Genomic DNA, 21,374 nt, shown 5'->3' with positions numbered 1-21,374 from the left:
CTATGGCTGTGCGGGCACAGGCTGATAGACCACGCTGATCTTCGTATCCTTGAGGAAGGACACATGATCCTTCCCCGCCTTGATCGCCCCCGGGCTGATCGGGTGAACAAAGCTTACATCCACCGCGAAATGGCCGGTGGGATGCGGAAAATCGCGGATAAAACGGATCAGCGCCTCACGGCTGTCATGATCGAGCAGGCTGTTGGGCAGCTCGCGCAATTGCGCCTCGGTCTTCTTCTGCCAGCGCGGGAAGGCCACGGCAGGGTCCTGATCCGCAGGCACGAAGGCGATGATCGCCGGCATCAGCATGCCCTCGAACAGGGTCTTGTTGTCCAGCACCAGCCTTGTGTGGGAGAGCTGCAAGGCGGGCAGATCGGGCAGCTCATGGCCCGCATGCTTGTCCTGCTCGACACGGTAGACAGCATCGATGCCCAGCCCGATATGGCCGATCCACGGGCTTTCGATGGCCAGTTCATGGATGCTCAACTGCTGGCTGGCCGCATCGAAACCGGCATCGAGCCGCGCATCGAAGGGGCGCTGCGTAAGGCGCATCTGATAGCGCATATGGGAGTCATCCACCGTCGGTGCGAAGCGGACGCCCCTGGCGCTCACCAGCAGATGCGGCGGCAGCGGCGAGGCCTTGCGGTCCCAGTTTTCAAGGCCGGAGATGGTCAGCTGGTCCACCGTCCAGCTTTGATAGCGGCTCAGCTTGACCTGAATGTTGCTGAACTGGCAGCCCTGATCCGTGGCATGCACCTGCCCCGGATCGGTGATCGCCCCCTTGAGGAAGCCCTGCGCCAGCGTGGTGCAGGCCGAGGGCACAGGCTGTGCCGCCGCGCTGCCACAGGAAAGGGCCAGAAGCAGCAGGGCAGCGGGGGCAAGGCGCTTGGGAATCATCGGCATCTCTCGGGGCAAGTCTGTCGCCTGGCGATATGGATCAAGCACTTATCGCCATATTTGGAATGGATGGCAAGCTGCGGCCACCTGCCTTTCAAGCAAGTTTAGTGCGGTTTACAGAAATTCGATAAACTGGCATAAACTTGCTATGGATGCCCGTCGCAACCCCTTCGCTCCCGGTGCAGGGACACCGCCGCCCGAACTCGCGGGCCGTGAGGATCTGCTGGAACGCAATGCCGTCGCGCTGGATCGCATACGCGCGGGCAAGGCGGCGCGGCCCAGCATTCTCTACGGTCTGCGCGGCGTGGGCAAGACCGTGCTGCTCTCGCGCATGCGCGATGCGGCGGAGGGCGACGGCTTTACCATCGTGGCCATCGAGGCGCCGGAGAACCGCTCGCTGCCCGGCATTCTGGTGCCTTCGCTGCGCGCCGCGCTGCTGCGGCTGGACCGGCTGAAGCAGGCCAGCGCCGGGGTCAGCCGGGCGCTGCGCGCGCTGGCGGGCTTCGCCAAGCTCAAGGTCAAATACACCGATCTGGAGGTGGCGCTGGATTTCAAGCCCGAGCCGGGGCTGGCCGACAGCGGCGATCTGGACAGCGATCTGGCCGATCTGATGGTGGCCATCGGCGAGGCGGCGCGTGAACGCGGCAGCGCCATCGTGCTGGTGATCGACGAGCTGCAATATGTGCCCGAGGAGCAGCTGGCCGCGCTGATCAGCGCGCTGCACCGGGCCAATCAGAAGCAGCTTCCCGTCACCATGCTGGCGGCGGGCCTGCCGCAATTGCTGGGGCAGATGGGCCGCGCCAAATCCTATGCCGAGCGATTGTTCGAATTCATTCAGGTCGATCCGCTGGATGCCGAGGCGGCCAGAACCGCCATCCGCATCCCCATCGAGCGCGAGGACGAAGCCATCGAACCGGCAGCGCTGGATGCGGTGTTCGAACAGACCCGGGGCTACCCCTATTTCCTTCAGGAATGGGGCAAGCACAGCTGGGACACTGCCGAAGCCTCGCCGATCACGGTTGACCATGTCGAGCTGGCCACCCGCAGCGCTCTGGCCGAGCTGGATGCCAGCTTCTTCCGCGTCCGCTTCGACCGGCTGACGCCTGCGGAAAAGCGCTATCTGCGGGCCATGGCCAGCCTTGGCGCGGGGCCGCACCGCTCGGGCGATATAGCCGAGGCGCTGGGGGTGAAGGTCTCCAGCGTGGCGCCCACGCGCAACAGCCTGATCACCAAGGGCATGCTCTACAGCCCGGCCCATGGCGACACGGCCTTCACCGTGCCGCTGTTCGATGCCTTTATGCGGCGGGTGATGCCGGAGGCCTAGAGCATCGTGCGAAAAAGCAGGAACCGGTTTTTCGCTTAAAACGATGCGACAACAAAAACATAGAGCATGCTCTAGGCCCGGGCGCGTAGCACGCTGCTGCCCGCATCCCGCGCCAGTTTGAAACTGTCGAGCAGGCCGATGGCCGAGACCGCCGCCACCAGCAGGAAGGCGATGCGGAAGGGCGTGGCGGCGTCTGCGCCACCCTGCCAGCTTTGGGCCCAGACATTGCCGATCTGCCAGGCCACCGCGCCCAGCGACACGCCCATGCCCATCGCCAGCTGAAAGGCGGTGGAGAACAGCGTGTTGGCATCCGCCATGCCCGCACCCGGAATATCGGCAAAGGCGATGGTGTTGAGCGCGGTGAACTGCATCGATCGCGTCATGCCGCCGACAAACAGGATCGCGCAGGTCAGCCACAGCGGCATGCTCAGGGCGAAGAGCGCGCAGGCGGCGATGGACGAGGCATTGAGCGCGCCATTGACGATCAGCACGCGCCGCATACCGAAGCGCTTCATCACGGCGGTGGTGAAAGGCTTCATCATCAGATTGCCCGCAAAGACCGCCATCAGCAGGCTGCCCGACTGGAACGAGGTGTAGCCAAAGCCGATCTGGAACATCACCGGCAGCAGAAAGGGCACCGCGCTGACGCCCATGCGGAACAGCGATCCGCCCCAGACCACCACGGCAAAGCTCGGCTTGTCCATGGCGGCAAGGCTCAGCATCGGGTGTTCTGTGCGTTTGAGGTGCCGCACGCCCGGCACCAGCAGCGCCAGCCCCGCCGCCAGAGCACCCGCTGCAGCCAGCAGCGCGGGATGGGGGCGGGCAAGGATTTCCGTCACCAGCATCAGGAAGAACAGCGCGCCGCCCATCAGCAGGAAGCCCGGCCAGTCGAAGCTGCGCTGCGAGGGCTGATGCGCGGGCACCAGCCGCAGCGCGCCCAGCAGCGCCATCACGCCCAGCGGCAGGTTGAGCCAGAAAATCCAGCGCCAGTCGCCATGGTCGACGATCAGCCCGCCGAAAGGCGGCCCCAGCACCGGCGCCACCAGCGCGGGCCAGGTCAGCACGGCGATGGCCCTGACCAGCCCCTCCTTGGGCGTTTCCTTCAGCACCACAAGGCGCCCAACGGGAACCATCATCGCCCCGCCCAGCCCCTGCACAATCCGCGCCGCGACGAATTCGGGCAGGTTCTGCGCCGCGCCGCACAGCACCGAGGTCAGGGTGAAGATCAGGATGGCCAGCGAGAAGATCCGCCGCGCGCCAAAACGCTCTGCCGCCCAGCCGCTGACCGGGATAAACACCCCCAGCGCCAGCATATAGGCCGAAACCCCGGTCGAAAGATCGACCGGCGCGGTGCCGAAGCTTTTCGCCATAGCGGGCACCGCCGGGGTGATCACCGTGGCATCGAGGTTTTCCATGAAAAACGTGCCCGCCACGAGCAGCGCCAGCGCCTTGCGGTTGACCTGATCCTTCAAGACAGCCTCCTTACCCGACCAGCCTGCGCGCCCAGTCCTCGACCGGATCGCCGCTGCCCAGATCGGGCTGGATCAGCCCGTCGATCATGAAGGTGGGCGAGACATGGATGCCGTTCTGGCGGGCATAGCGGGTGTGGCGCTTGATCTCGGCCTCCAGCTCGGGGCATTCGAAGGCCTCGGCCAGCCGGAGCCCGGTGCAGCCTTCGATCCGGGCGATGATCTCGCGCGGGGTGGCGTCCATATTGGGGCCGCGGCAGTGCTTTTCGAACTCGAATTCCTCGCGGCGCGCGCCCACTTCGGCCAGCACTTGCCACGCATTCCCGCGCCCGCCCGGCAGCATCGAGGCTGCCAGAATGCTGCGGACAATCACGCCGGAAAACATATGCCATGGCTGGGAATGCAGCCAGATGCGCAAAGTGACGCGCTCCGGCCCGGCGGTTTCCAGCAGCGCCTCGATCTTGCCGAAAGCGCGCACCGAATAGGGGCAGGTGGGTTCAAGGAACATCTCGAACAGGCGCGGGCCCTGCCCCCACAGCAGCGGATCGGCGTGGCGGGCGGGATCGGCCATGGTTCACATCTCCTTGGGGCAGGGCATGCCATTCCGGAAACAGGCATAACCATCTCGCCGCGCCAGACAATCTCCTTTGGCGGACAATCACCTTTCGCAAAAAGCGAAGAATGTTCCGCTTCTCCCCCGCGTCGGCGGCGGGGCGCCTTGTGTTCGCCGGCGGCTTTTGCTCAACTGTCGCCATCATCGGGGCTCGCCGATCCGGTTCGGGCCCTGCATCCCAGACAGAAGGCCTTCCCCCATGGCACATCTTTCTTTCCGTACCGCAGCACTACTGGCCGGAGCGGCTCTGGCCAGTTTCGCGGTTCCCGCACTGGCCGCCGCCAATCCCTTTGACGCGCCCAGCACGCTGCCCTTTCAGGCCCCGCCCTTCAACCTGATCCACGACAGCGACTATGCCCCCGCGTTCGAGACCGCCATGGCCCAGCATCTGGCCGAGGTCCGCAAGATCGCCGACAACCCCGCAGCGCCGACCTTCGACAACACGATCGGCGCGCTGGAAGCCTCCGGCCGGATGCTGGACCGGGTCAATCTGGCGTTTTTCGGCGTGGTGCAGGCCAACACCAATGATGTGCTGGACAAGGTGCAGGCCGATGTCTCGCCGAAACTGGCGGAGCATCAGGATGCCATCAACCTCGATCCCAAGCTCTTCGCCCGCATCAAGACCCTGTGGGAGCGCCGCGCCAGCCTGAAGCTGACGCCCGAGCAGACGCAGGTTCTCACCATCTATTACCGCAGCTTCGTGCATGCCGGTGCCCAGCTTGGCGCCGAGGATCAGGGGAAGCTGAAAGCGCTCAACACGCAACTGGCGGGTCTGGAAACCAGCTATCAGCAGAAGCTGCTCGCCGCCGCGAAGGCCGGGGCGCTGGCTGTGACCGATAAGGCCAAACTGGCCGGGATGGACGATGGCGCCATCGCCGCGGCGGCGCAGGACGCCAAGGCGCGCGGGCTGGATGGCCAATGGCTGCTGCCCTTGCAGAACACCACCCAGCAGCCCGCGCTGGAAAATCTGACCGACCGCGCCACCCGCGAGGCTCTGTTCACCAATGGCTGGACCCGCGCCGAAAAGGGTGACGCCAATGACACCCGCCCGGTGATCCAGCAGCTGGCAACCCTGCGCGCACAAAAGGCACAGCTGCTGGGCTATCCCAACTGGGCCGCCTATGTGCTGTACGATCAGATGGCCAAGACGCCTCAGGCCGCCTCGGCCTTTATGCAGCAGCTGGCCACCGCCACCGCGCCGGAACAAAAGCGCGAAGCCGCCGAAATTCAGGCCCAGATCGACAAGGATGGCGACAAATTTCAGCTGAAACCATGGGACTGGGACCATTACGCCGCCCAGATCCGCAAGGCGAAATACGATCTCGATCAGGATCAGGTGAAGCCCTATTTCGAGCTGAACCGCGTGCTGGAAGATGGCGTCTTCTATGCCGCCAACCGGCTCTATGGCCTGACCTTCACCCGCCGCACCGATCTGCCCGTCTATCAGCCCGACGTGATGGTCTACACCGTCCATGACAAGGACGGCAGCGAGCTGGGCCTGATGTATTTCGACTATTTCAAGCGCGACAACAAGAATGGCGGCGCCTGGATGTCCAACTTCGTCGGCCAGTCGAAGCTGCTCAAGACCAAGCCGGTGATCTACAATGTCGGCAATTTCACCAAGCCCGCCGCCGGGCAGCCTGCCCTCATCACCTCCGACGATGTGGTGACGATGTTCCATGAATTCGGCCATGCGCTGCACGGGCTGTTTGCCGATCAGACCTATCCCACCGTCTCGGGCACCAACACCGCGCGTGACTGGGTGGAGTTCCCCTCGCAGTTCAACGAGCACTGGGCCTTCGATCCCGAGGTGCTGGCCCATTACGCCAAGGACTATCGCAGCGGCGCCCCCATCCCGAAGCCCCTGGTCGAGAAGATCCGCAAGGCCAGCCAGTTCAATCAGGGCTATGCGCTGGGTGAGGTGATTGCCGCCGCCATGCTGGATATGGACTGGCACAGCCTGCCCGCCTCCGCCGGCACGCAGGATGTCGATGCCTTTGAGCAGAAGGCGCTGGCCGGCACCGGGCTGGATATTGCCGATGTGCCGCCGCGCTATCGCTCCAGCTATTTCCTGCATATCTGGGCCAATGGCTATTCGGCGGGCTATTACGCCTATCTCTGGACCCAGATGCTGGAGCATGACGCCTATCACTGGTTCCGCGACCATGGCGGCATGACCCGCGCCAACGGCCAGCGCTTCCGCGACATGATCCTGAGCCGGGGCTACACGCAGGATTACGGCGCCATGTTCAAGGCCTTCTACGGCAAGGACCCCGAGGTCGGCCCGATGCTGGAAGAACACGGCCTGCCCGCCAGGCCCTGAAATTTTTTCGAGGACCATGTCACATTCGGCACGGGGCATCTCGTCATGACGGCATCTGCAACACGAAAGGATGTTTTCATGACCCCCCGTGCCGATATCTACAAAGCCTCGCCCGAGGTGTTCAAAGCCTGGTATGCACTGTCGCAGAAACTGGCCGCCTGCGGGCTGGAGCCCTCGCTGCTGGAACTGGTGAAGATCCGCTCATCCCAGATCAACGGCTGCGCCAATTGCCTCAACATGCACACCGCCGAGGCCCGACGCGCCGGTGAGACCGAGCAGCGCCTGCATCTGCTGGCCGCCTGGCACGAAGCCCCCTGTTACAGCGAACGCGAACGCGCCGCGCTCGACTGGACCGACCATATGACCGATATCGCCACCAAGCGCGCGCCCGATGCCGCCTATGCCGCGCTGGCCGCGCAGTTCACCCCCGCAGAGCAGGTGGAGCTGACGCTGGCGATCAATGTGATCAACGGCTGGAACCGTCTGGCGGTGGGGTTCAATGTCTATGCGCCGGAAATGGGCTGGCAATGACGAGTCAGTCATGAACGGGGGGGCGACCCAGATCTTCGACGCGCAGCGGCCTGCCCTGCTGCGCGTCGCCTATCGCATGCTGGGCTCGATGGCCGATGCCGAGGATATCGTGCAGGATGCTTTTCTGCGCTGGCGCGGGGTGGACCATGCGCAGGTGGAGGTGCCCGGCGCCTTTCTGCGCCGGATCGTGACGCGACTCTGCCTCGATCATCTGAAATCGGCGCGGGTTTTGCGCGAAAGCTACACCGGCCCATGGCTGCCCGAACCGGTGGTGGAGGATGATTGGGTGGATGAGGATGTCACCCTGCCCCTGCTGCTGGCGCTGGAGCGGCTGTCACCGCTCGAACGCGCGGCCTTCCTGCTTCACGACCTGTTCGGCGAAAGCTTTGACGACATCGCGCAGGTGCTGGACCGCGATGCTGCCGCCTGCCGCAAGCTGGCCACCCGCGCCCGCGAGCATGTGCGGGCCGAGCGCCCGCGCTTCCCGCTCGACCGCCAGCGCGGCATGGCCATCGCCTCGGCCTTTTTCGAGGCCTCCAGTCAGGGCGATCTCACCCATCTGGGCGCGCTGCTGGCCGAGGATGTGCGCTTCTATTCCGATGGCGGCGGCAAGCGGCCCTCGGTCTCGCGGGTGCTGGAAGGAGCGCGGGAGTTCCTGCGCGCCCAGACCGCTCTGGCGCGGCTGCGGCCTGTTCCCTCGCGCCTGATCCGCTACGGTCTGGTCAACGGCCTGCCCGGCTTTATCACCCGCGAGCCCGACGGATTGCTGCAGACCACCGCCCTCAAGATCGAGGAAGGGCAGATTCGCGCCATCTATGTCACGCGCAATCCGGACAAGCTGAAACATCTCGAATAGCGCGCCCGCCGCCTTGGACATTTTGTAACCTTCCGGCTCTGGTGAAGACTGTGCTATCGGCGCGAAACGCCCAGTTTTCTTCACTCTGTCCATGCAAGGCGAGCCCACCGATCATGTCTGAAGGGTCCACTCCGGCAACCGTCCCGCTGCTGCCCGAAGGCCCGGCTTTCTCCTTCCTGCATCCCGAGCGGGACCATCCCCTGCGTGCCTCGCTCTCCACCGAGATGCATGTGCGCAAGATGCCGCATATGGTGGCCCCGGCGCGCATCCTGCAGCTGGTGATGCTGACCGGCCCGCAGGACGTGCAGGCCAGTCTGGCGCAACTGGGCCAGCGTTTTGCGGCAGATGGCCCGCCGCTGGCCGAGGATATCCGCTTTCTGACCCGCCCTCTGGGCACCTTGAGTTTCGCTTGGGAACGCCATGCGGAATTCATGACCTACACCTTCATCGCCCCGGGGCATGAGGGCGAACTCTTCGATCTGGCCCCCTTTGCCGGGGTGGCGGATTGGGCCAATGCCTTGCCGGGGCGCATCATCCGCTCCAGCCATATCAGCCTGATCGCGCAGGAACCCTCCGCCGCGGTGATCCGCGAAAATTTCGCCTCGGACGATCTGATCATCTCGGATGCGGCGCATGGCAAGGCGCGCCTGTGGAGCGATTTCCGCCTGCACCCGGACGGCTTCGGCCGCCTGCTGATCCATGATCGCGGGATGAGCGGCATCGATGCCTCGCAATTGCTGCAGCGCGTGCTGGAACTGGGCAATTACCGCAAGATGGCGCTGCTGGGCCTGCCGGAAGCGCAGGCCGCCACGCCGGTCATCACCGCGCTGGAGAAGGAACTGACCGCCATCACCGTGCAGGTGGCGCAGGCCGATACCGACGACGGCCAGATCCTGGATCAGCTGACGGCGCTCAGCGCCTCGCTCGCCCAGATCGCCGCCTCGACGCGCTATCGCATGAGCGCCACACGCGCCTATTCCGAAATCTGTATCGACCGCATGCGCCGTCTGGCCGTGTCACCGGTGGAGGGCTATCGCTCCTTCGACGATTTCACCGAAAGGCGCCTGCTGCCCGCCATGCGCAGCTGCGAGGCCTTCAGCCGCCGCATCGACGATCTCTCGCGACAGGCGGCATGGGCCAGCGATCTGCTGCGCACCCGCGTCGATACGGCGCTGGCGCGGCGCAACCGCGATCTGCTGGCCTCGATGGACCGGCGCACCGGGCTGCAATTGCGGCTGCAGCATACGGTGGAGGGCCTCTCGGTCTTCGCGATCAGCTATTACGCGCTCAACCTGCTCCATCATATGGAGGAGGCGCTGAGCCATCTGGGCCTGCATCTGCCGGGGCTGACCGATGCACTGCTGATCCCGGTGGTGATCTTTGTGGTGTGGCGCAGCGTCCACCATCTGAAAAAGACCAAGCGCGATCCCGGGGCCGACCATTAAGGCGCCCCGGTTTACGCCTCCGGCAGGTCAGCCAGAACAGCGCTGAGCCGGGCTTCCGCCGAAGTCGCCTCGGCAATCACGGTGCGCAGGGCCTTGGCGGTGTCTTCCAGCAGGGTGGCGCTGAGGGGACGCTCACCATTGATAAAGCGGCGCAGCGCCCGCTCATCGATGCCCAGCCGCCGCGACGAGGCCGCGATCCCGCCAAACACCTGAATGCAATGGGCGAAGTGATCTTGCTGATCCTGCAGGGATGCGGTCATTGTGTCCTCTTGGCGCCCATATCCGGGCGCTGTCTCATGGGTTGCATAAAGGGGCCCTGTAGAAGCTTTTCCCGGTGAGAGAAAGCTACCGGCTCCGGATCGCCAGAATATGCTCCAGATCCTTCAGCGCGGCTGCCGCTGTCGCCCTGGGTTCCGATCCGCCGCCCATCGCCGTGATCTCGCCCATCAGATCGGTGGTGATCCGCACCGCCTTGTTCTTCCCCGCCACCAGAGCGAAAGGATCGCTGGCCGGATAGGCCTGAACGCCGACACTGGCTTTGAAGGCCTCCCCCTCGCGCCACAGCCGCCCGACAAGCTTGGGCACCAGACCCTGGTCGCGCCAGCCCCGCAACTGATCCTCGCCCAGATGATCGATGCCCGACACCGCCATATCCGCGATGCCGAGATCGGCACCCAGCCCGAAATTGGCGAGGATCAGCAGCTTGCAGGCGGTGTCCCAACCCTCGACATCGTTGCGCGGATCGCTTTCGGCAAAACCGGCGGCCTGAGCCTCCTGCAGCGCCTCGGCAAAGCTGATGCCGCGATGGATCATCGCATCGAGCAGAAAATTGGTGGTGGCATTGAGAATGCCCTCGATGCCCAACACCCGGCAGCCGAGCAGATTGTAATGCAGCAGATCGATGGTGGGCAAGGCTGCGGCAGTGGCGCCGCTCAGCTTGAGCAGCGATCCCGATGCTTGGGCCAGATCGCGCAGCGCCCGCCCGTCATGGACCAGCGCGCCTTTGGAGATGACGATGGCATCGCGCCTCGCCGTCAGCGCCGCGCGCAGATAGGGCAGGCCGGGGCCGCCGGTGCGAAAATCGCTGGGGCCCGCCTCGATCAGCGCGTCGGCCTGGCTGGCGGCGATAAAATCCGGGCCGGTCAGGCCCTCCTCCAGATGATCGAGCCGGTCCAGCTCCAGCCCCTCGGCATCCATCACCCCCGCGCGCGATCCACAGGCCGCAACCAGCCGCACCTCCACGCCATAATGCTGCCGGTAATGCTCGCGCCGGGCGAGCAGCAGCGAGGCTGTCGCCCGCCCCACGCCGCCCAATCCTGCCAGAGCGATACGGTAGTGTTGTGTCATGATCGTGGTCCCGAAGCTGAGGGGCCAGTTCTATCCTCATGTTCGATAAAGCCAAGCAGCAGGCTTTGGGCCACCTCTCCGGCGCTGGTTGCCAGCGCTTCATCGGCCAGTTCCCCGGCGGTCCAGAAGGAGAGCACGCCGCGAAAGGCAAAGGCCAGTTGCCCCGGCAGGCAGGCCAGAGCCTGTTCGCGCAGGCCGGGGCGCAACCCCTCCCCTGCCCCCAAGGCCAGAGCCCAGAGCGCCGTCGAACGCGCCAGAACCTGCCCCGGCGTCTGGCTGCCAGCCCCCAACCAGCCCATCACCACGCGGTTCACCAAAGGCTCTTCCAGCATCACCGCCGAGGCGGTGGCCGTGGCCAGCAGCACACGGCTCAGCGCATCGGGGGCCGGGGACGCAGCGCTGTAAAGCGCCTCCATCCGGTCGATCCGCCGCGTTGAAAGCGCCTGCATGATCGCCGCCTTGCTGCCGAACTGGTTGAACGGCGTGGCAAAACTCACCCCGGCCTCGGCGGCCAGTTCGCGCATCGAGAATTCCGCTTTGCCTTGCCGCAGCAGGTTTTCAGCGGCGTCGAGAACGCGTTGGCGCAGAGGTTCGCCACGGATGGCAGTGGTGGGGGTCTTGTCGGATGCCATGAGCTTATCTATATCATGATATAGTTTATACACCAGCATGGAGTGAGACATGACTGCCCTTTCCAGGATTTTTCTGATCACCGGCGTCAGTTCCGGTCTGGGTCGCGCCTTTGCGCAAGGTGCCCTGCAAGCCGGGCATCGCGTGATCGGCACCGTGCGCAAGCAGGAGGATGCGCAGGCTTTTGCCGCTCTGGCCCCGGATCGCGCCATGCCGCTGCTGCTCGATGTCACCGATTTCGCGGCCATCCCCGAAGCCGTCGCTGCCGCCGAAGCGCAGAGCGGCCCCATCGATGTGCTGGTGAACAATGCGGGCTATGGCCATGAGGGCGTGCTGGAGGAATCCTCGATGGAGGATCTGCAGCGTCAGTTCGCGGCCAATGTCTATGGGCCGGTGGCAATGATCAAGGCGGTGCTGCCGGGCATGCGGGCACGGCGGCGCGGCCATATCGTCAATGTCACCTCGATGGGCGGCTTTATCACCATGCCGGGGATCAGCTTTTACTGCGGCAGCAAATTCGCGCTGGAAGGCATTTCGGAATCGCTCGGCAAGGAGGTTGCGGGTCTGGGCATCCGCGTCACGGCGCTGGCGCCGGGCCAGTTCCGCACCGATTGGGCGGGGCGCTCGATGGACCGCACGCCGCGCAGCATCGGTGACTATGACAAGGTGATGGACCCGATCCGCGCCGCGCGTCAGGCCAAGAGCGGCAACCAGCCCGGCGATCCGGCGCGGGCCGCTCAGGCCCTGCTGGCGCTGATCGAGGCTGAAAATCCGCCCTCGCGGCTGTTCCTTGGCGAGGATGCGCTGGCGCTGGTCGACCAGAAGCTGGCGGGCATGAAGCGCGAGATCGCCACATGGGAAGACCTCTCACGCTCCACCTCTTTTCCCGGCTAGAACGCGGTGTCTGTTGCCGCATCGTCCTCGCGAAAAACCGGTGCCCACTTTTTCGCACGATGCTCTAAAGTGATGAAAGGATGCCATCACTCTGTTACCAAGCCCGCATCGAACGGCAGTGACGATGGGATGGCACCTTGCATCTAGACCTCATCCAGATGGCCAGCGTGGCAGGCAAAGCCGAGGTGGCGAATGATGATCGACTCGGCTGCGCGGACCGCCACGCCTGGGTGATCGACGGGGCCACCGATCTGGGCGACCCCGGCCTGCTGGGTGGCCGAGGCGGCGCGGCCTGGCTGGCAGCGGCAGCGGATCGCGCCTTCGCGCAAGCCTCGGGCCCTCTGGACGATCTGTGCGGCAGCGTGTTCGATGCCGTGGCGCAGGCCTATCGGCACGAGAAACAGCGCGAACCTTTCGGCGCATGGGAGATCCCCAGCGCGGCCTTCGCGGCGGTGGCGCTTGAAGGCGAGAGGCTTGGCTGCGCTCATGCTGCGGATTGCTCCGTCCTGCTGCGCAGCGGCGCCGAGGTGTCCTTTGTGACACCCGCACCGAATCGCCAGCGTGAGCAGGCGGCGGCTCTGGCGCTCGGTGTGGGCGCTGCCACGGGCGGCCTGCGCTCGCCCACTGTGCTGGCCGATCAGCGCGCGCAGCGCGGCAGACCGCAGCGGCGCGTGCTGGGGGTGGATGCGGAGGCCTCGCGCGCCTCGACCCGCTTCCACAGCGTACCGGTGCGCAAGGGCGATGAGCTGCTGCTGATGTCCGATGGCTTTTCGGCCCTGCTGGACACCTATGAACTCTATGATCCGGACACTTTGTTCGCCGCCTTGCCCTCGCGCGGTCTGGCCGGGCTGATCGAGGAATTGCGCGCCATCGAGCGTCATGATGCCGGCTCCTCACGCTTTCCGCGTTTCAAACCGAGCGACGATGCCTCCGCGATCTGGTTGAGGGTCGGCTAGGGCGTGGATCGCCTTGAAAGCATGGCTGTCTTTGTCGATGTGGTCGCCACCGGCAGTCTGGCGGCAGCGGCGGAACGGCGCGGCCTGTCGCCCAGCATGGTGGGCAAGCATCTCCGCGCGCTGGAGGACCGCCTGCAGCTGCGGCTGCTGGAACGCACCACCCGCCGCCAGAAGCTGACCGAGGCGGGCGAGCTGTTTCTCGAACGCTGCCGCGAGATCCTGCGGCAGGTCGATGCGGCACAGGATGATGCCATCGGCCTGCGCGGCGCGGCTTCGGGCCTGCTGCGTGTGTCCGCGCCGACCTCCTTTGGCGTGACCAGGCTGGCCCCGGCCATGGCGGCGTTTCGCAAGGCGCATCCCGGCGTGGAGATCGAACTGGCGCTCACCGATGCGCCGGTCGATCCCGGCGGTGACAATGTGGATGTCGCCTTCCGCATCGGTCCGCTGGCCGACAGCGGGCTGGTGGCAAGGCCGCTGATGCCCTTTTACCGCATGATCGTCTGCGCGGCGCCGGATTATCTGGCGCGGCACGGTGTGCCTCAGCGGCCCGAGGATTTGTCCGCGCATGATTGCCTTGGCCATACGCGCTGGGGCCTGCGGCATGACTGGCGCTTTCTGGACGGCGAGCGGGACATCCTCGTGCCGATCCACTACAGCCTGCGGATCGACAGCGGGCTGGCACTGCGCGAGGCCGCCATCGCAGGCGCGGGGATCATCCTGCAGCCCTATGCTCTGGTGGGTGAGGCGCTGGCCAAGGGCCAGTTGCAGCAGGTGCTAACCGCCTGTGAAGCCCGAGGGCGGGAGCTGTTTCTGGTCTATCCCCGCGATCGCGCCGCCCCGGCCAAGCTGCGCGCCTTTATCGCCTTCGCGCTCGATCATTTTGCCGGGCCGGCCTAGCACCCGGCGCGATTGCGGAACCGGAGTGCGGAGTGATCGCACCCTATCGGGCTGTTTCTGCTGAATGCCATCGGCCAGTCTCCGGGGCAACACAGCAAGGAGACAGCCATGACAATCAAGGTTCTATCGCGCGAAACGCCGGCCTATGCCCGGGGCCTCACCCTGTTCGAGCAGCTCCATGGCGGCCATAGCGGCGCCGATCTGGCCCGCTCACGCGACGATCTCTGCCCCGATTTCCTGACCATGACGATGGAATGGTCCTTCGCAGGCGTGCTCGACCGCCCGGGGCTGGATCTGGCGACGCGCGAATTCGTGATCATCGCCTGCTGCGTGGCGCGCGGGCTTCTGCCGCAGCTCAAAGCCCATATCGAGGCGGCGCTGGTGGCAGGCGCCACGCAGGACCAGATCGTCGAGGTGATCGTGCAGACGCAGTTCTATGCGGGCGGGGCCTCGGCCAACAATGCGCTGGGCGTGGCCGCCGAGGTCTTCGGCATCGGGCAGGACTAGCGCAGGCTCTTGCGCAGGCGGGCCAGCATGCCGCGCACGATCACCCGATGCGCCGGGCCGACCGGCAGCATATAGGCCCGCCCGAAAGCATTATGCACCACGACCGAGGAGGTGATGGTCAGCCGCGCCCCCTCGGTGCGGATGGCCGTCATGACATCGAGATGGCGGTCGCGCTCGGTCAGCAGCAGGGCATCGGGGCTCACCCCTTCGACCAGAAAGAAATCGAGGCGATCCCCCACCTGCACCCCATCCCGGCGGCGGCCGCTGAACCCGCCGATCCGCTTCACGCCAAAGCGCGCGGAAATCGCATCACGCACCCGAAAGGCCCATCTCAGAATGGGCTGAGGCTGCGCCATCATCAGATTCCACGCCTCCAGCGGCGTAAGGGCGCGGGGCAATTCGATCGACTGGCTGTCATAATAGGCCAGACGTTCACGAGAGGCGATCAGATCACTGGCGTTCATGGGCTGCCCTGCATGCTTCACCGGCATCATACCGGCATGTCATGGATGTGCGTATCGAATTCGCGAAGCCTCAGCCGATCGGAAGGGCCGTGGTGTATTTCGTCGTCGACAGCGCGAAATGAGAGGCCGCCGCCCCCACTGCCGGATGCTCCAGCAGGGTGCGCATCAGGAACTTCTCGTAATCGGCCACGTCGGCAACCACGATCCGCAGCAGATAATCCCACTCGCCCGACATGGAAAAGCACTCGATCACCTCCGGGCGCTCGCGCAGGAAATCCTCGAAGGGCTTGCGCACCTCCTGCGCGTGATGGCGCACGCGGATGTTGCAGAAGACATTGACCCCGCGCCCGATCTTCTCGGGATCGACCAGCCTGACGGTGGCGGTGAGGATGCCCTCTGCCTCCAGCGCCTTGATCCGGCGCCAGCAGGAGGCCGCCGAGGCACCCACCCGGTCCCCCAATTCGGCATGGCTGAGCGAAGCATCCTGTTGCAGGGCATCGATGATTCGCAGATCGATCGGATCAAGGCGCGATTGCTGTTTCACAGATCACCATAAAATTTGAATTCCGTTTCAGAATTCCCGGAAAGTGACGGGTTTTTGAAACCCATTCAAGCCTGATCTGTGAGATAGTTTCGCCATGGCAGACAGCACCCTTGCAAAGCCGCCGGAAGCTGCGGACGATTGGACCATTCCTCAGGACTGGGCGCGTTACAGCGACGGTGAACATGCGATGTGGGATCAGCTGTTCGAACGGCAGGCGCGCCTGCTGCCCGGCCGCGTGGCGCCCGCCTTTCTCGACGGGCTCGATGTGCTGCGCCTGTCCAAACCGGGCATTCCGGACTTTGCCGAGCTGAACGCCCGGCTGATGGATGCCACGGGCTGGCAGGTGGTGGCCGTGCCCGGTCTGGTGCCGGACGCGCTGTTTTTCGACCATCTGGCCCATCGCCGCTTTGTGGCCGGGCGCTTTATCCGCACGCCCGAGCAGATCGACTATCTGGAAGAGCCCGACATCTTTCACGATGTCTTCGGCCATGTCCCGCTGCTCGCCAATCCGGTCTTTGCCGATTACATGGAGGCCTATGGAAGGGGCGGCCAGCGCGCGGTGGAGCTGGGCGCGATCGACAGGCTGGCCCGCCTCTACTGGTATACGGTGGAATTCGGTCTGCTGCGCGCGCCTGAGGGTCTGCAGATCTACGGCGCGGGCATCGTCTCCTCCTTCAGCGAGTCGATCTTCGCGCTGGACGATCCCTCGCCCAACCGCATCGGCTTCGACCTCAAGCGGCTGATGCGCACGCGCTATCGCATCGACGATTTCCAGCAGACCTATTTCGTGATCGACAGTTTCGAGGATCTGCTGCGCCAGACCATCGAGAGTGATTTCGCCCCGCTCTACCGCGAGCTGGAAGGCACGGATGACCTCGATGTCGCCACCGTGCTGGAAAGCGACCGCATCGATCATCGCGGCACGCAGGATTACGCCCGCGCCAGAGCCGCGCGCCACCCGATCTGAACCCATCTTCAAAAACCCACCCAAAAACCCACCAGGCAACGGACTTCTGTGATGAACGATCAAAATCCCCTTGGCCTCGATGGCTTCGCCTTCTGCGAATTCACTTCGCCCGAACCGGCCACCATGGGCGCGCAGCTGCAACAGCTGGGCTTCACACTGGCGGCTCATACGCAGGATGGCGCGCTTCAGCTGTTCCGCCAGGGCCGCATCGCCTTTATCCTGAACGCCTTGCCCGAAGGTCAGGCTGCGGATTTCCGCAAGCTGCACGGCCCCTCGGCCAATGGTATGGGCTTCCGCGTGGCCGATGCCGCTCTGGCCCACAAGCTGGCGCTGGAGCGCGGCGCGACCGATGCCGACACCTCGGGTTCGGCCCTGCCCGGCGCCAAGGCGCTGGAAGGCATTGGCGGCTCGCTGCTCTATCTGGTCGATGCCGATCCCTTCGCCGACTGGCAGGTGGTGCCGGGCTGGCAGGAGCAGGCCGAGGCGAACAATGTCGGCCTCGATCTGCTCGATCACCTGACGCATAATGTGCGGCGCGGGCAGATGCGGGTGTGGTCGCAGTTCTACGCCAAGCTCTTCGGCTTTGAGGAGCAGAAGTATTTCGACATCAAGGGCAAGGCCACCGGCCTGTTCAGCCAGGCGATGATCGCGCCCGATAAGGCCATCCGCATCCCGCTGAACGAAAGCCAGGACGACAAGAGCCAGATCGAGGAATTCATCCGCGATTACAATGGCGAAGGCATCCAGCATCTGGCCCTCACCACGCCGGACATCTACGAGACCGTCGAGAAGCTGCGCGCGCGCGGTGTGCGCCTGCAGGACACGATCGAGACCTATTACGAGCTGGTCGACAAGCGCGTGCCCGGCCATGGCGAGGATCTGGAACGGCTGAAGAAGAACCGCATCCTGATCGACGGCGATGTGGGTGAGGAAGGCATTCTGCTGCAGATCTTCACCGAGAACATGTTCGGCCCGATCTTCTTCGAGATCATCCAGCGCAAGGGCAATGAAGGCTTCGGCAACGGCAATTTCCAGGCCCTGTATGAGTCGATCGAGCTGGATCAGATCCGGCGCGGTGTTATCACGGTCGATCTGTAAGGAGGGCATGGGAGAGAGCAGATCATGGCCCAGCAAGAGCCGGACAACGGCCCGCTTTATATGACAGGCTTCGGCAATCACGTCGCCAGTGAAGCGGTGGCCGGCGCGCTGCCGGTGGGCCGCAACTCGCCGCAAAAGGTGCCCTACGGCCTCTATGCCGAGCAGCTTTCGGGCACGGCCTTCACCGCGCCCCGCGCCGAGAACCGCCGGTCATGGCTCTATCGCCTGCGCCCGGCGGCCCAGCACAGGCCCTTCGTGCCCTATGAAGGGGCGCCGCTGCTGCGCTCCGGCCCCTTTGGCGAGGGGCGGGTCAGCCCCAACCGCCTGCGCTGGGACCCGATGCCGCCTCCCGCCCGGCCGACCGACTTTGTCGACGGCCTCACCACCTATGGCGGCAATGGCGATGTGGCGGCGGGCGCGGGCTGCGGCATCCATCTCTATGCGGCCAACCGCTCGATGGAGCGGCGCGCCTTCTTCTCGGCGGATGGCGAGATGCTGATCCTGCCTCGGCAGGGCGCGTTGCGCATCGTCACCGAACTGGGCGTGATGGTGGTGGCCCCGCTGCAGATGGCGCTGATCCCGCGCGGCGTGCGGTTCCGCGTCGAGCTGGACGGCCCCTCGCACGGTTACGTCTGCGAGAATTACGGCGCCCTGTTCCGCCTGCCGGATCTGGGGCCCATCGGCGCCAATGGCCTTGCCAATCCGCGCGATTTCGAAACACCCACGGCATGGTTCGAGGATCGCGATGAGCCGCATGAGGTGATCCAGAAATTTCAGGGCGCGCTCTGGGCCACCACGCTCGACCACTCCCCCTTCGATGTAGTGGCCTGGCACGGCAATCTGGCGCCCTGCCGCTATGATCTGCGCCGCTTCAACACCATCAATACGGTCAGCTTCGACCATCCCGATCCCTCGATCTTCACCGTGCTGACCAGCCCCTCCGACACGCCGGGCACCGCCAACATCGATGTCGTGATCTTCCCGCCGCGCTGGATGGTGGCCGAGGACACCTTCCGCCCGCCCTGGTTCCACCGCAATGTGATGAGCGAGTTCATGGGGCTGATCGAAGGCGCCTATGACGCCAAGGAGGGCGGTTTCGCCCCGGGCGGCGCCTCGCTGCACAATTGCATGAACGGCCACGGGCCCGACAAGGCGAGCTATGAGAAGGCGGTCTCCGCCGATCTCAAGCCGCACAGGCTCGAGAACACCATGGCCTTCATGTTCGAGAGCCGCCATGTGATCCGGCCCACGCGCTGGGCCATGGACAGCGATCTCCTCCAGAGTGATTATGACGAAGCCTGGTCGGGCTTTGAAAAGGCGAAACTTCCCTGATGAGCATCTTCTCCATCGACGAAACCCACGATCCGCAACGCCAGAGCTGGGTCGAAAGCGCAAACGGCCACAGCGAGTTTCCGATCCAGAACCTGCCTTTCGGCATCGCCGCGCGCGCTGGCCAGCAGCCGCGCCCGGCTGTCGCCATCGGGGACCATGTGCTGGACCTGGCGGCCATTGCCGATCTGCTGCCCCCGCAGACCCATGATGCCCTGCAGGCCGGCGATCTCAACGCGCTTTTCGCGCTGGATGAGGCGGTGCGGCGCGCCCTGCGTCAGGCGCTGTCGCGTTTGCTGTCCGATCCCGCGCATCGCGCCCGGATCGAGCCGGCGCTGTGCCCGATGGCGGATTGCACGCTCCATCTGCCCTTCACCATCGGCGATTACACCGATTTCTATGTCGGCATCCACCACGCCACCAATGTGGGCAAGCTGTTCCGGCCCGACAATCCGCTGCTGCCCAATTACAAGCATGTGCCGATCGGCTATCACGGGCGCGCCTCCTCGATCCGCCCCTCGGATGTGGATGTTCTGCGCCCCCGGGGCCAGCGCAAGCTGCCCGACGCGCCGGGGCCGATCTTCGGCCCCACCGCCCGCCTCGATTACGAGCTGGAGCTGGGCGTGTGGATCGGGCAGGGCAATGCGCTGGGCCAGCCGATCCCCATCGGTGAGGCCGCCGCGCATATCGCGGGCTTCTGCCTGCTCAACGACTGGTCGGCGCGCGATTTTCAGGCCTGGGAGTATCAGCCGCTCGGGCCTTTCCTCGCCAAGAACTTCCACTCCACCATCTCGCCCTGGGTGGTCACCGCCGAGGCTCTGGCCCCCTTCCGCATCGCCCAGCCGCCGCGCCCCGAGGGCGATCCGGCCCCCTTGCCCTATCTTTGGGACGACAAGGACCAGAGCGCGGGCCAGTTCTCCCTCGCGCTGGAGGTGGCGATCAGGACCCGCACCATGCGCGAGGAGGGCACCCCCGCCGCGGCGCTGAGCGCCAGCAACGCCAGCGATATGTATTGGACGGTGGCCCAGCTGGTGGCGCATCACAGCTCCAACGGCTGCGATCTGCGGACGGGCGATCTGCTGGGCTCCGGCACCATTTCCGGCGCCACGCGCGACGCCTTCGGCAGCCTGCTGGAGCTGACTCAGGGCGGCGCCGAACCCATCACTTTACCCAATGGCGAAAAGCGCAGCTTTGTCGAGGATGGCGACGAAATCATCCTTACCGCCCATGCCCATCGCGACGGCTTCGCCTCGATCGGCTTCGGGCAAAACCGCGCCACCATCCTGCCCGCTATCGCCTGACCTGAAAGCCGACCCCATGCATGTGATCATCACCGGCGCGAGCGGCCATCTGGGCCGGGCCATCCTCGACAGCTTCCTTCAGGCCGGACACCGCGTGGCCGCCATCGACCGCCATGAGGCCCCCGCCGAACGAGACGGCCTGCACTGGCTCCGCTGCGCCGATCTCTCCAACCCCTCCGAGGTTGAGCCCGCGCTGGCTTCGGCCAAGGCATGGCTGGGCGATATCGATGCGCTGGTGCTGGTGGCGGGCGCCTTCGCCTGGGCCGAACTGGCCGAAAGCTCGCCCGAACTGTGGCAGAAAATGTTCGCGGCCAATGTGCTGACCACCGTCGTTCCGGTGCGGGCCAGCCTGCCGCTGCTCAAGGATGGCGCGGCGATTGTTGCCATCGGCGCGGCCTCGGCCCAGCCCGCCGGTGCGGGCATGGCGGCCTATGCGGCGGCGAAATCCGCCGTCGCCCGGCTAATCGAGGCCACGGCCGAAGAGATGCGCCCGCGCGGCATCCGGGCCAATATCGTCCTGCCCCGCATCATCGATACGCCGCAGAACCGCCGCGACATGCCCGATGCCGATCCCGCCGACTGGACCAGCCCGGACGCCATCGCCGCGGTGGTGCAGTTTCTGGCCGGACCGCAATCGCGCGCGATCAACGGCGCCGGCATCCCCGTGACCAACGCCAGCAAGGATTGAGCCCGATGATCGCACCGCTGACTCAGGAAGCCCTGCAACAGGCCCTCGCAAGCCTGCCCGACTGGACCTATGATGAGCCCCGCAAGGCCATCCACCGCCGCATCGTGCTGCGTGATTTCGGGCAGGCTCTCGGGCTGATGGTGCGGATCGGCGTCGAAGCCGAAAAGCGCGACCATCATCCCGAATGGGCCAATGTCTACAACAAGCTCGATATCTGGCTGACCACCCATGATGCCGATGGCGTCTCCACCCGCGATGTGGAACTGGCCGGGGTGATCGATCGGCTGATCTGAT

Annotated in this window: 23 protein-coding genes; 15 read left to right on the top strand and 8 right to left on the bottom strand. The window is 65.3% G+C overall.

All coding sequences use genetic code 11. The features are described from left to right. The gene (locus HGK27_RS23790; RefSeq protein WP_206245357.1) at positions 1-897 is read right to left on the bottom strand and encodes a hypothetical protein; all 897 of its coding nucleotides are present in this window, start codon (positions 895-897) and stop codon (positions 1-3) included. Between the two features lie 148 nt (positions 898-1,045). Between HGK27_RS23790 and HGK27_RS23785 the strand changes: the two genes are divergently transcribed. Next, positions 1,046-2,221, top strand: coding sequence for an AAA family ATPase (locus HGK27_RS23785; protein WP_206245356.1), 1,176 nt, complete (start codon positions 1,046-1,048; stop codon positions 2,219-2,221). A 71-nt stretch (positions 2,222-2,292) separates the two neighbouring features. On the opposite strand, the gene HGK27_RS23780 is transcribed toward HGK27_RS23785, so the two are convergent. Beyond that, a complete protein-coding gene (locus tag HGK27_RS23780) occupies positions 2,293-3,636 on the bottom strand; it encodes an MFS transporter (RefSeq protein WP_206245521.1) in 1,344 nt (447 codons plus the stop codon). A 67-nt stretch (positions 3,637-3,703) separates the two neighbouring features. After that, entirely contained in the window at positions 3,704-4,261 is a 558-nt protein-coding gene (locus tag HGK27_RS23775; RefSeq protein ID WP_206245355.1) for a DsbA family protein, read from the bottom strand. 241 nt (positions 4,262-4,502) lie between these two features. On the opposite strand from HGK27_RS23775, the gene HGK27_RS23770 reads away from it, so the two are divergent. The 4 genes from HGK27_RS23770 to HGK27_RS23755 all read left to right on the top strand — a co-directional run bounded on the left by HGK27_RS23770 (position 4,503) and on the right by HGK27_RS23755 (position 9,458). Further along, complete coding sequence (locus HGK27_RS23770) at positions 4,503-6,626, top strand: M3 family metallopeptidase (protein ID WP_206245354.1); 2,124 nt, start codon at positions 4,503-4,505, stop codon at positions 6,624-6,626. Between the two features lie 78 nt (positions 6,627-6,704). Beyond that, on the top strand, positions 6,705-7,157 hold the full coding sequence (locus HGK27_RS23765; RefSeq protein ID WP_206245353.1) for a carboxymuconolactone decarboxylase family protein: 453 nt from the start codon (positions 6,705-6,707) through the stop codon (positions 7,155-7,157). A 10-nt stretch (positions 7,158-7,167) separates the two neighbouring features. Next, positions 7,168-8,013, top strand: coding sequence for a sigma-70 family RNA polymerase sigma factor (locus tag HGK27_RS23760; RefSeq protein WP_206245352.1), 846 nt, complete (start codon positions 7,168-7,170; stop codon positions 8,011-8,013). 113 nt (positions 8,014-8,126) lie between these two features. Then, the gene (locus HGK27_RS23755; protein ID WP_206245351.1) at positions 8,127-9,458 is read left to right on the top strand and encodes a DUF3422 domain-containing protein; all 1,332 of its coding nucleotides are present in this window, start codon (positions 8,127-8,129) and stop codon (positions 9,456-9,458) included. An 11-nt stretch (positions 9,459-9,469) separates the two neighbouring features. Here the strand turns inward: HGK27_RS23755 and HGK27_RS23750 are convergent, their stop codons facing one another. The 3 genes from HGK27_RS23750 to HGK27_RS23740 all read right to left on the bottom strand — a co-directional run bounded on the left by HGK27_RS23750 (position 9,470) and on the right by HGK27_RS23740 (position 11,437). Continuing rightward, the gene (locus HGK27_RS23750) at positions 9,470-9,718 is read right to left on the bottom strand and encodes a hypothetical protein (protein ID WP_206245350.1); all 249 of its coding nucleotides are present in this window, start codon (positions 9,716-9,718) and stop codon (positions 9,470-9,472) included. Between the two features lie 85 nt (positions 9,719-9,803). Continuing rightward, on the bottom strand, positions 9,804-10,805 hold the full coding sequence (locus HGK27_RS23745) for a homoserine dehydrogenase (RefSeq protein ID WP_206245349.1): 1,002 nt from the start codon (positions 10,803-10,805) through the stop codon (positions 9,804-9,806). Then, positions 10,802-11,437: a TetR/AcrR family transcriptional regulator gene (locus HGK27_RS23740; RefSeq protein WP_206245348.1), complete on the bottom strand. Its 636-nt coding sequence runs from the start codon at positions 11,435-11,437 to the stop codon at positions 10,802-10,804. Before HGK27_RS23740 ends, HGK27_RS23745 begins: the two co-directional genes overlap by 4 nt. A gap of 49 nt (positions 11,438-11,486) precedes the next feature. Here HGK27_RS23740 and HGK27_RS23735 point away from each other — a divergent pair, with 49 nt between their 5' ends. From HGK27_RS23735 to HGK27_RS23720, 4 genes are all read left to right on the top strand, one after another. Beyond that, positions 11,487-12,329: an oxidoreductase gene (locus tag HGK27_RS23735; RefSeq protein ID WP_206245347.1), complete on the top strand. Its 843-nt coding sequence runs from the start codon at positions 11,487-11,489 to the stop codon at positions 12,327-12,329. 137 nt (positions 12,330-12,466) lie between these two features. Next, positions 12,467-13,285 (top strand): protein phosphatase 2C domain-containing protein, encoded by an 819-nt coding sequence (locus HGK27_RS23730; RefSeq protein WP_206245346.1) that lies wholly within the window; start codon positions 12,467-12,469, stop codon positions 13,283-13,285. A 21-nt stretch (positions 13,286-13,306) separates the two neighbouring features. Next, positions 13,307-14,182, top strand: coding sequence for a LysR family transcriptional regulator (locus tag HGK27_RS23725; protein ID WP_206245345.1), 876 nt, complete (start codon positions 13,307-13,309; stop codon positions 14,180-14,182). A gap of 108 nt (positions 14,183-14,290) precedes the next feature. Next, on the top strand, positions 14,291-14,689 hold the full coding sequence (locus HGK27_RS23720) for a carboxymuconolactone decarboxylase family protein (RefSeq protein ID WP_206245344.1): 399 nt from the start codon (positions 14,291-14,293) through the stop codon (positions 14,687-14,689). On the opposite strand, the gene HGK27_RS23715 is transcribed toward HGK27_RS23720, so the two are convergent. Together HGK27_RS23715 and HGK27_RS23710 are read right to left on the bottom strand one after the other, a co-directional pair. Next, positions 14,686-15,153 (bottom strand): DUF2867 domain-containing protein, encoded by a 468-nt coding sequence (locus HGK27_RS23715; protein WP_241127807.1) that lies wholly within the window; start codon positions 15,151-15,153, stop codon positions 14,686-14,688. The genes HGK27_RS23720 and HGK27_RS23715 overlap by 4 nt on opposite strands. Positions 15,154-15,223: 70 nt before the next feature. After that, positions 15,224-15,697 carry an Lrp/AsnC family transcriptional regulator gene (locus HGK27_RS23710; RefSeq protein WP_206245343.1) on the bottom strand — a complete coding sequence of 158 codons (474 nt, stop codon included), beginning with the start codon at positions 15,695-15,697 and terminating at the stop codon, positions 15,224-15,226. 94 nt (positions 15,698-15,791) lie between these two features. On the opposite strand from HGK27_RS23710, the gene phhA reads away from it, so the two are divergent. Genes phhA through HGK27_RS23680 form a run of 6 tightly spaced genes read left to right on the top strand, consistent with a single transcriptional unit; the run spans position 15,792 to position 21,373 of the window. Then, positions 15,792-16,664, top strand: coding sequence for a phenylalanine 4-monooxygenase (phhA, locus tag HGK27_RS23705; protein WP_206245342.1), 873 nt, complete (start codon positions 15,792-15,794; stop codon positions 16,662-16,664). A 51-nt stretch (positions 16,665-16,715) separates the two neighbouring features. Further along, positions 16,716-17,762, top strand: coding sequence for a 4-hydroxyphenylpyruvate dioxygenase (gene hppD, locus HGK27_RS23700; RefSeq protein WP_206245341.1), 1,047 nt, complete (start codon positions 16,716-16,718; stop codon positions 17,760-17,762). 60 nt (positions 17,763-17,822) lie between these two features. Then, the gene (gene hmgA / locus HGK27_RS23695) at positions 17,823-19,094 is read left to right on the top strand and encodes a homogentisate 1,2-dioxygenase (RefSeq protein WP_206245519.1); all 1,272 of its coding nucleotides are present in this window, start codon (positions 17,823-17,825) and stop codon (positions 19,092-19,094) included. After that, a complete protein-coding gene (gene fahA / locus HGK27_RS23690; protein ID WP_206245340.1) occupies positions 19,094-20,392 on the top strand; it encodes a fumarylacetoacetase in 1,299 nt (432 codons plus the stop codon). Before hmgA ends, fahA begins: the two co-directional genes overlap by 1 nt. 16 nt (positions 20,393-20,408) lie before the next feature. Beyond that, entirely contained in the window at positions 20,409-21,080 is a 672-nt protein-coding gene (locus HGK27_RS23685) for an SDR family NAD(P)-dependent oxidoreductase (protein ID WP_206245339.1), read from the top strand. Between the two features lie 5 nt (positions 21,081-21,085). Further along, positions 21,086-21,373: a 4a-hydroxytetrahydrobiopterin dehydratase gene (locus tag HGK27_RS23680; protein WP_206245338.1), complete on the top strand. Its 288-nt coding sequence runs from the start codon at positions 21,086-21,088 to the stop codon at positions 21,371-21,373. The last annotated feature ends 1 nt before the right edge of the window (position 21,374 follow it).

This window comes from Novosphingobium terrae, from assembly GCF_017163935.1.
In the GTDB taxonomy this organism is placed as follows: domain Bacteria; phylum Pseudomonadota; class Alphaproteobacteria; order Sphingomonadales; family Sphingomonadaceae; genus Novosphingobium; species Novosphingobium terrae.
Note: the sequence above shows the minus strand (reverse complement) of the source record. Positions and strands in the feature narration are given on the sequence as shown.

Bases quoted from the DNA above. Each gene is read 5' to 3' on its own strand.
- HGK27_RS23740 (WP_206245348.1), bottom strand. From the start codon at position 11,437: ATGGCATCCGACAAGACCCCCACCACTGCCATCCGTGGCGAACCTCTG.
- hmgA (WP_206245519.1), top strand. From the start codon at position 17,823: ATGACAGGCTTCGGCAATCACGTCGCCAGTGAAGCGGTGGCCGGCGCG.
- HGK27_RS23770 (WP_206245354.1), top strand. From the start codon at position 4,503: ATGGCACATCTTTCTTTCCGTACCGCAGCACTACTGGCCGGAGCGGCT.
- HGK27_RS23735 (WP_206245347.1), top strand. From the start codon at position 11,487: ATGACTGCCCTTTCCAGGATTTTTCTGATCACCGGCGTCAGTTCCGGT.
- HGK27_RS23790 (WP_206245357.1), bottom strand. From the start codon at position 897: ATGATTCCCAAGCGCCTTGCCCCCGCTGCCCTGCTGCTTCTGGCCCTT.
- HGK27_RS23775 (WP_206245355.1), bottom strand. From the start codon at position 4,261: ATGGCCGATCCCGCCCGCCACGCCGATCCGCTGCTGTGGGGGCAGGGC.
- phhA (WP_206245342.1), top strand. From the start codon at position 15,792: ATGGCAGACAGCACCCTTGCAAAGCCGCCGGAAGCTGCGGACGATTGG.
- HGK27_RS23720 (WP_206245344.1), top strand. From the start codon at position 14,291: ATGACAATCAAGGTTCTATCGCGCGAAACGCCGGCCTATGCCCGGGGC.
- HGK27_RS23755 (WP_206245351.1), top strand. From the start codon at position 8,127: ATGTCTGAAGGGTCCACTCCGGCAACCGTCCCGCTGCTGCCCGAAGGC.
- HGK27_RS23725 (WP_206245345.1), top strand. From the start codon at position 13,307: ATGGCTGTCTTTGTCGATGTGGTCGCCACCGGCAGTCTGGCGGCAGCG.
- HGK27_RS23765 (WP_206245353.1), top strand. From the start codon at position 6,705: ATGACCCCCCGTGCCGATATCTACAAAGCCTCGCCCGAGGTGTTCAAA.
- HGK27_RS23780 (WP_206245521.1), bottom strand. From the start codon at position 3,636: ATGGAAAACCTCGATGCCACGGTGATCACCCCGGCGGTGCCCGCTATG.
- HGK27_RS23715 (WP_241127807.1), bottom strand. From the start codon at position 15,153: ATGAACGCCAGTGATCTGATCGCCTCTCGTGAACGTCTGGCCTATTAT.
- HGK27_RS23750 (WP_206245350.1), bottom strand. From the start codon at position 9,718: ATGACCGCATCCCTGCAGGATCAGCAAGATCACTTCGCCCATTGCATT.
- HGK27_RS23680 (WP_206245338.1), top strand. From the start codon at position 21,086: ATGATCGCACCGCTGACTCAGGAAGCCCTGCAACAGGCCCTCGCAAGC.
- HGK27_RS23785 (WP_206245356.1), top strand. From the start codon at position 1,046: ATGGATGCCCGTCGCAACCCCTTCGCTCCCGGTGCAGGGACACCGCCG.
- HGK27_RS23745 (WP_206245349.1), bottom strand. From the start codon at position 10,805: ATGACACAACACTACCGTATCGCTCTGGCAGGATTGGGCGGCGTGGGG.
- hppD (WP_206245341.1), top strand. From the start codon at position 16,716: ATGAACGATCAAAATCCCCTTGGCCTCGATGGCTTCGCCTTCTGCGAA.
- HGK27_RS23685 (WP_206245339.1), top strand. From the start codon at position 20,409: ATGCATGTGATCATCACCGGCGCGAGCGGCCATCTGGGCCGGGCCATC.
- HGK27_RS23760 (WP_206245352.1), top strand. From the start codon at position 7,168: ATGAACGGGGGGGCGACCCAGATCTTCGACGCGCAGCGGCCTGCCCTG.
- fahA (WP_206245340.1), top strand. From the start codon at position 19,094: ATGAGCATCTTCTCCATCGACGAAACCCACGATCCGCAACGCCAGAGC.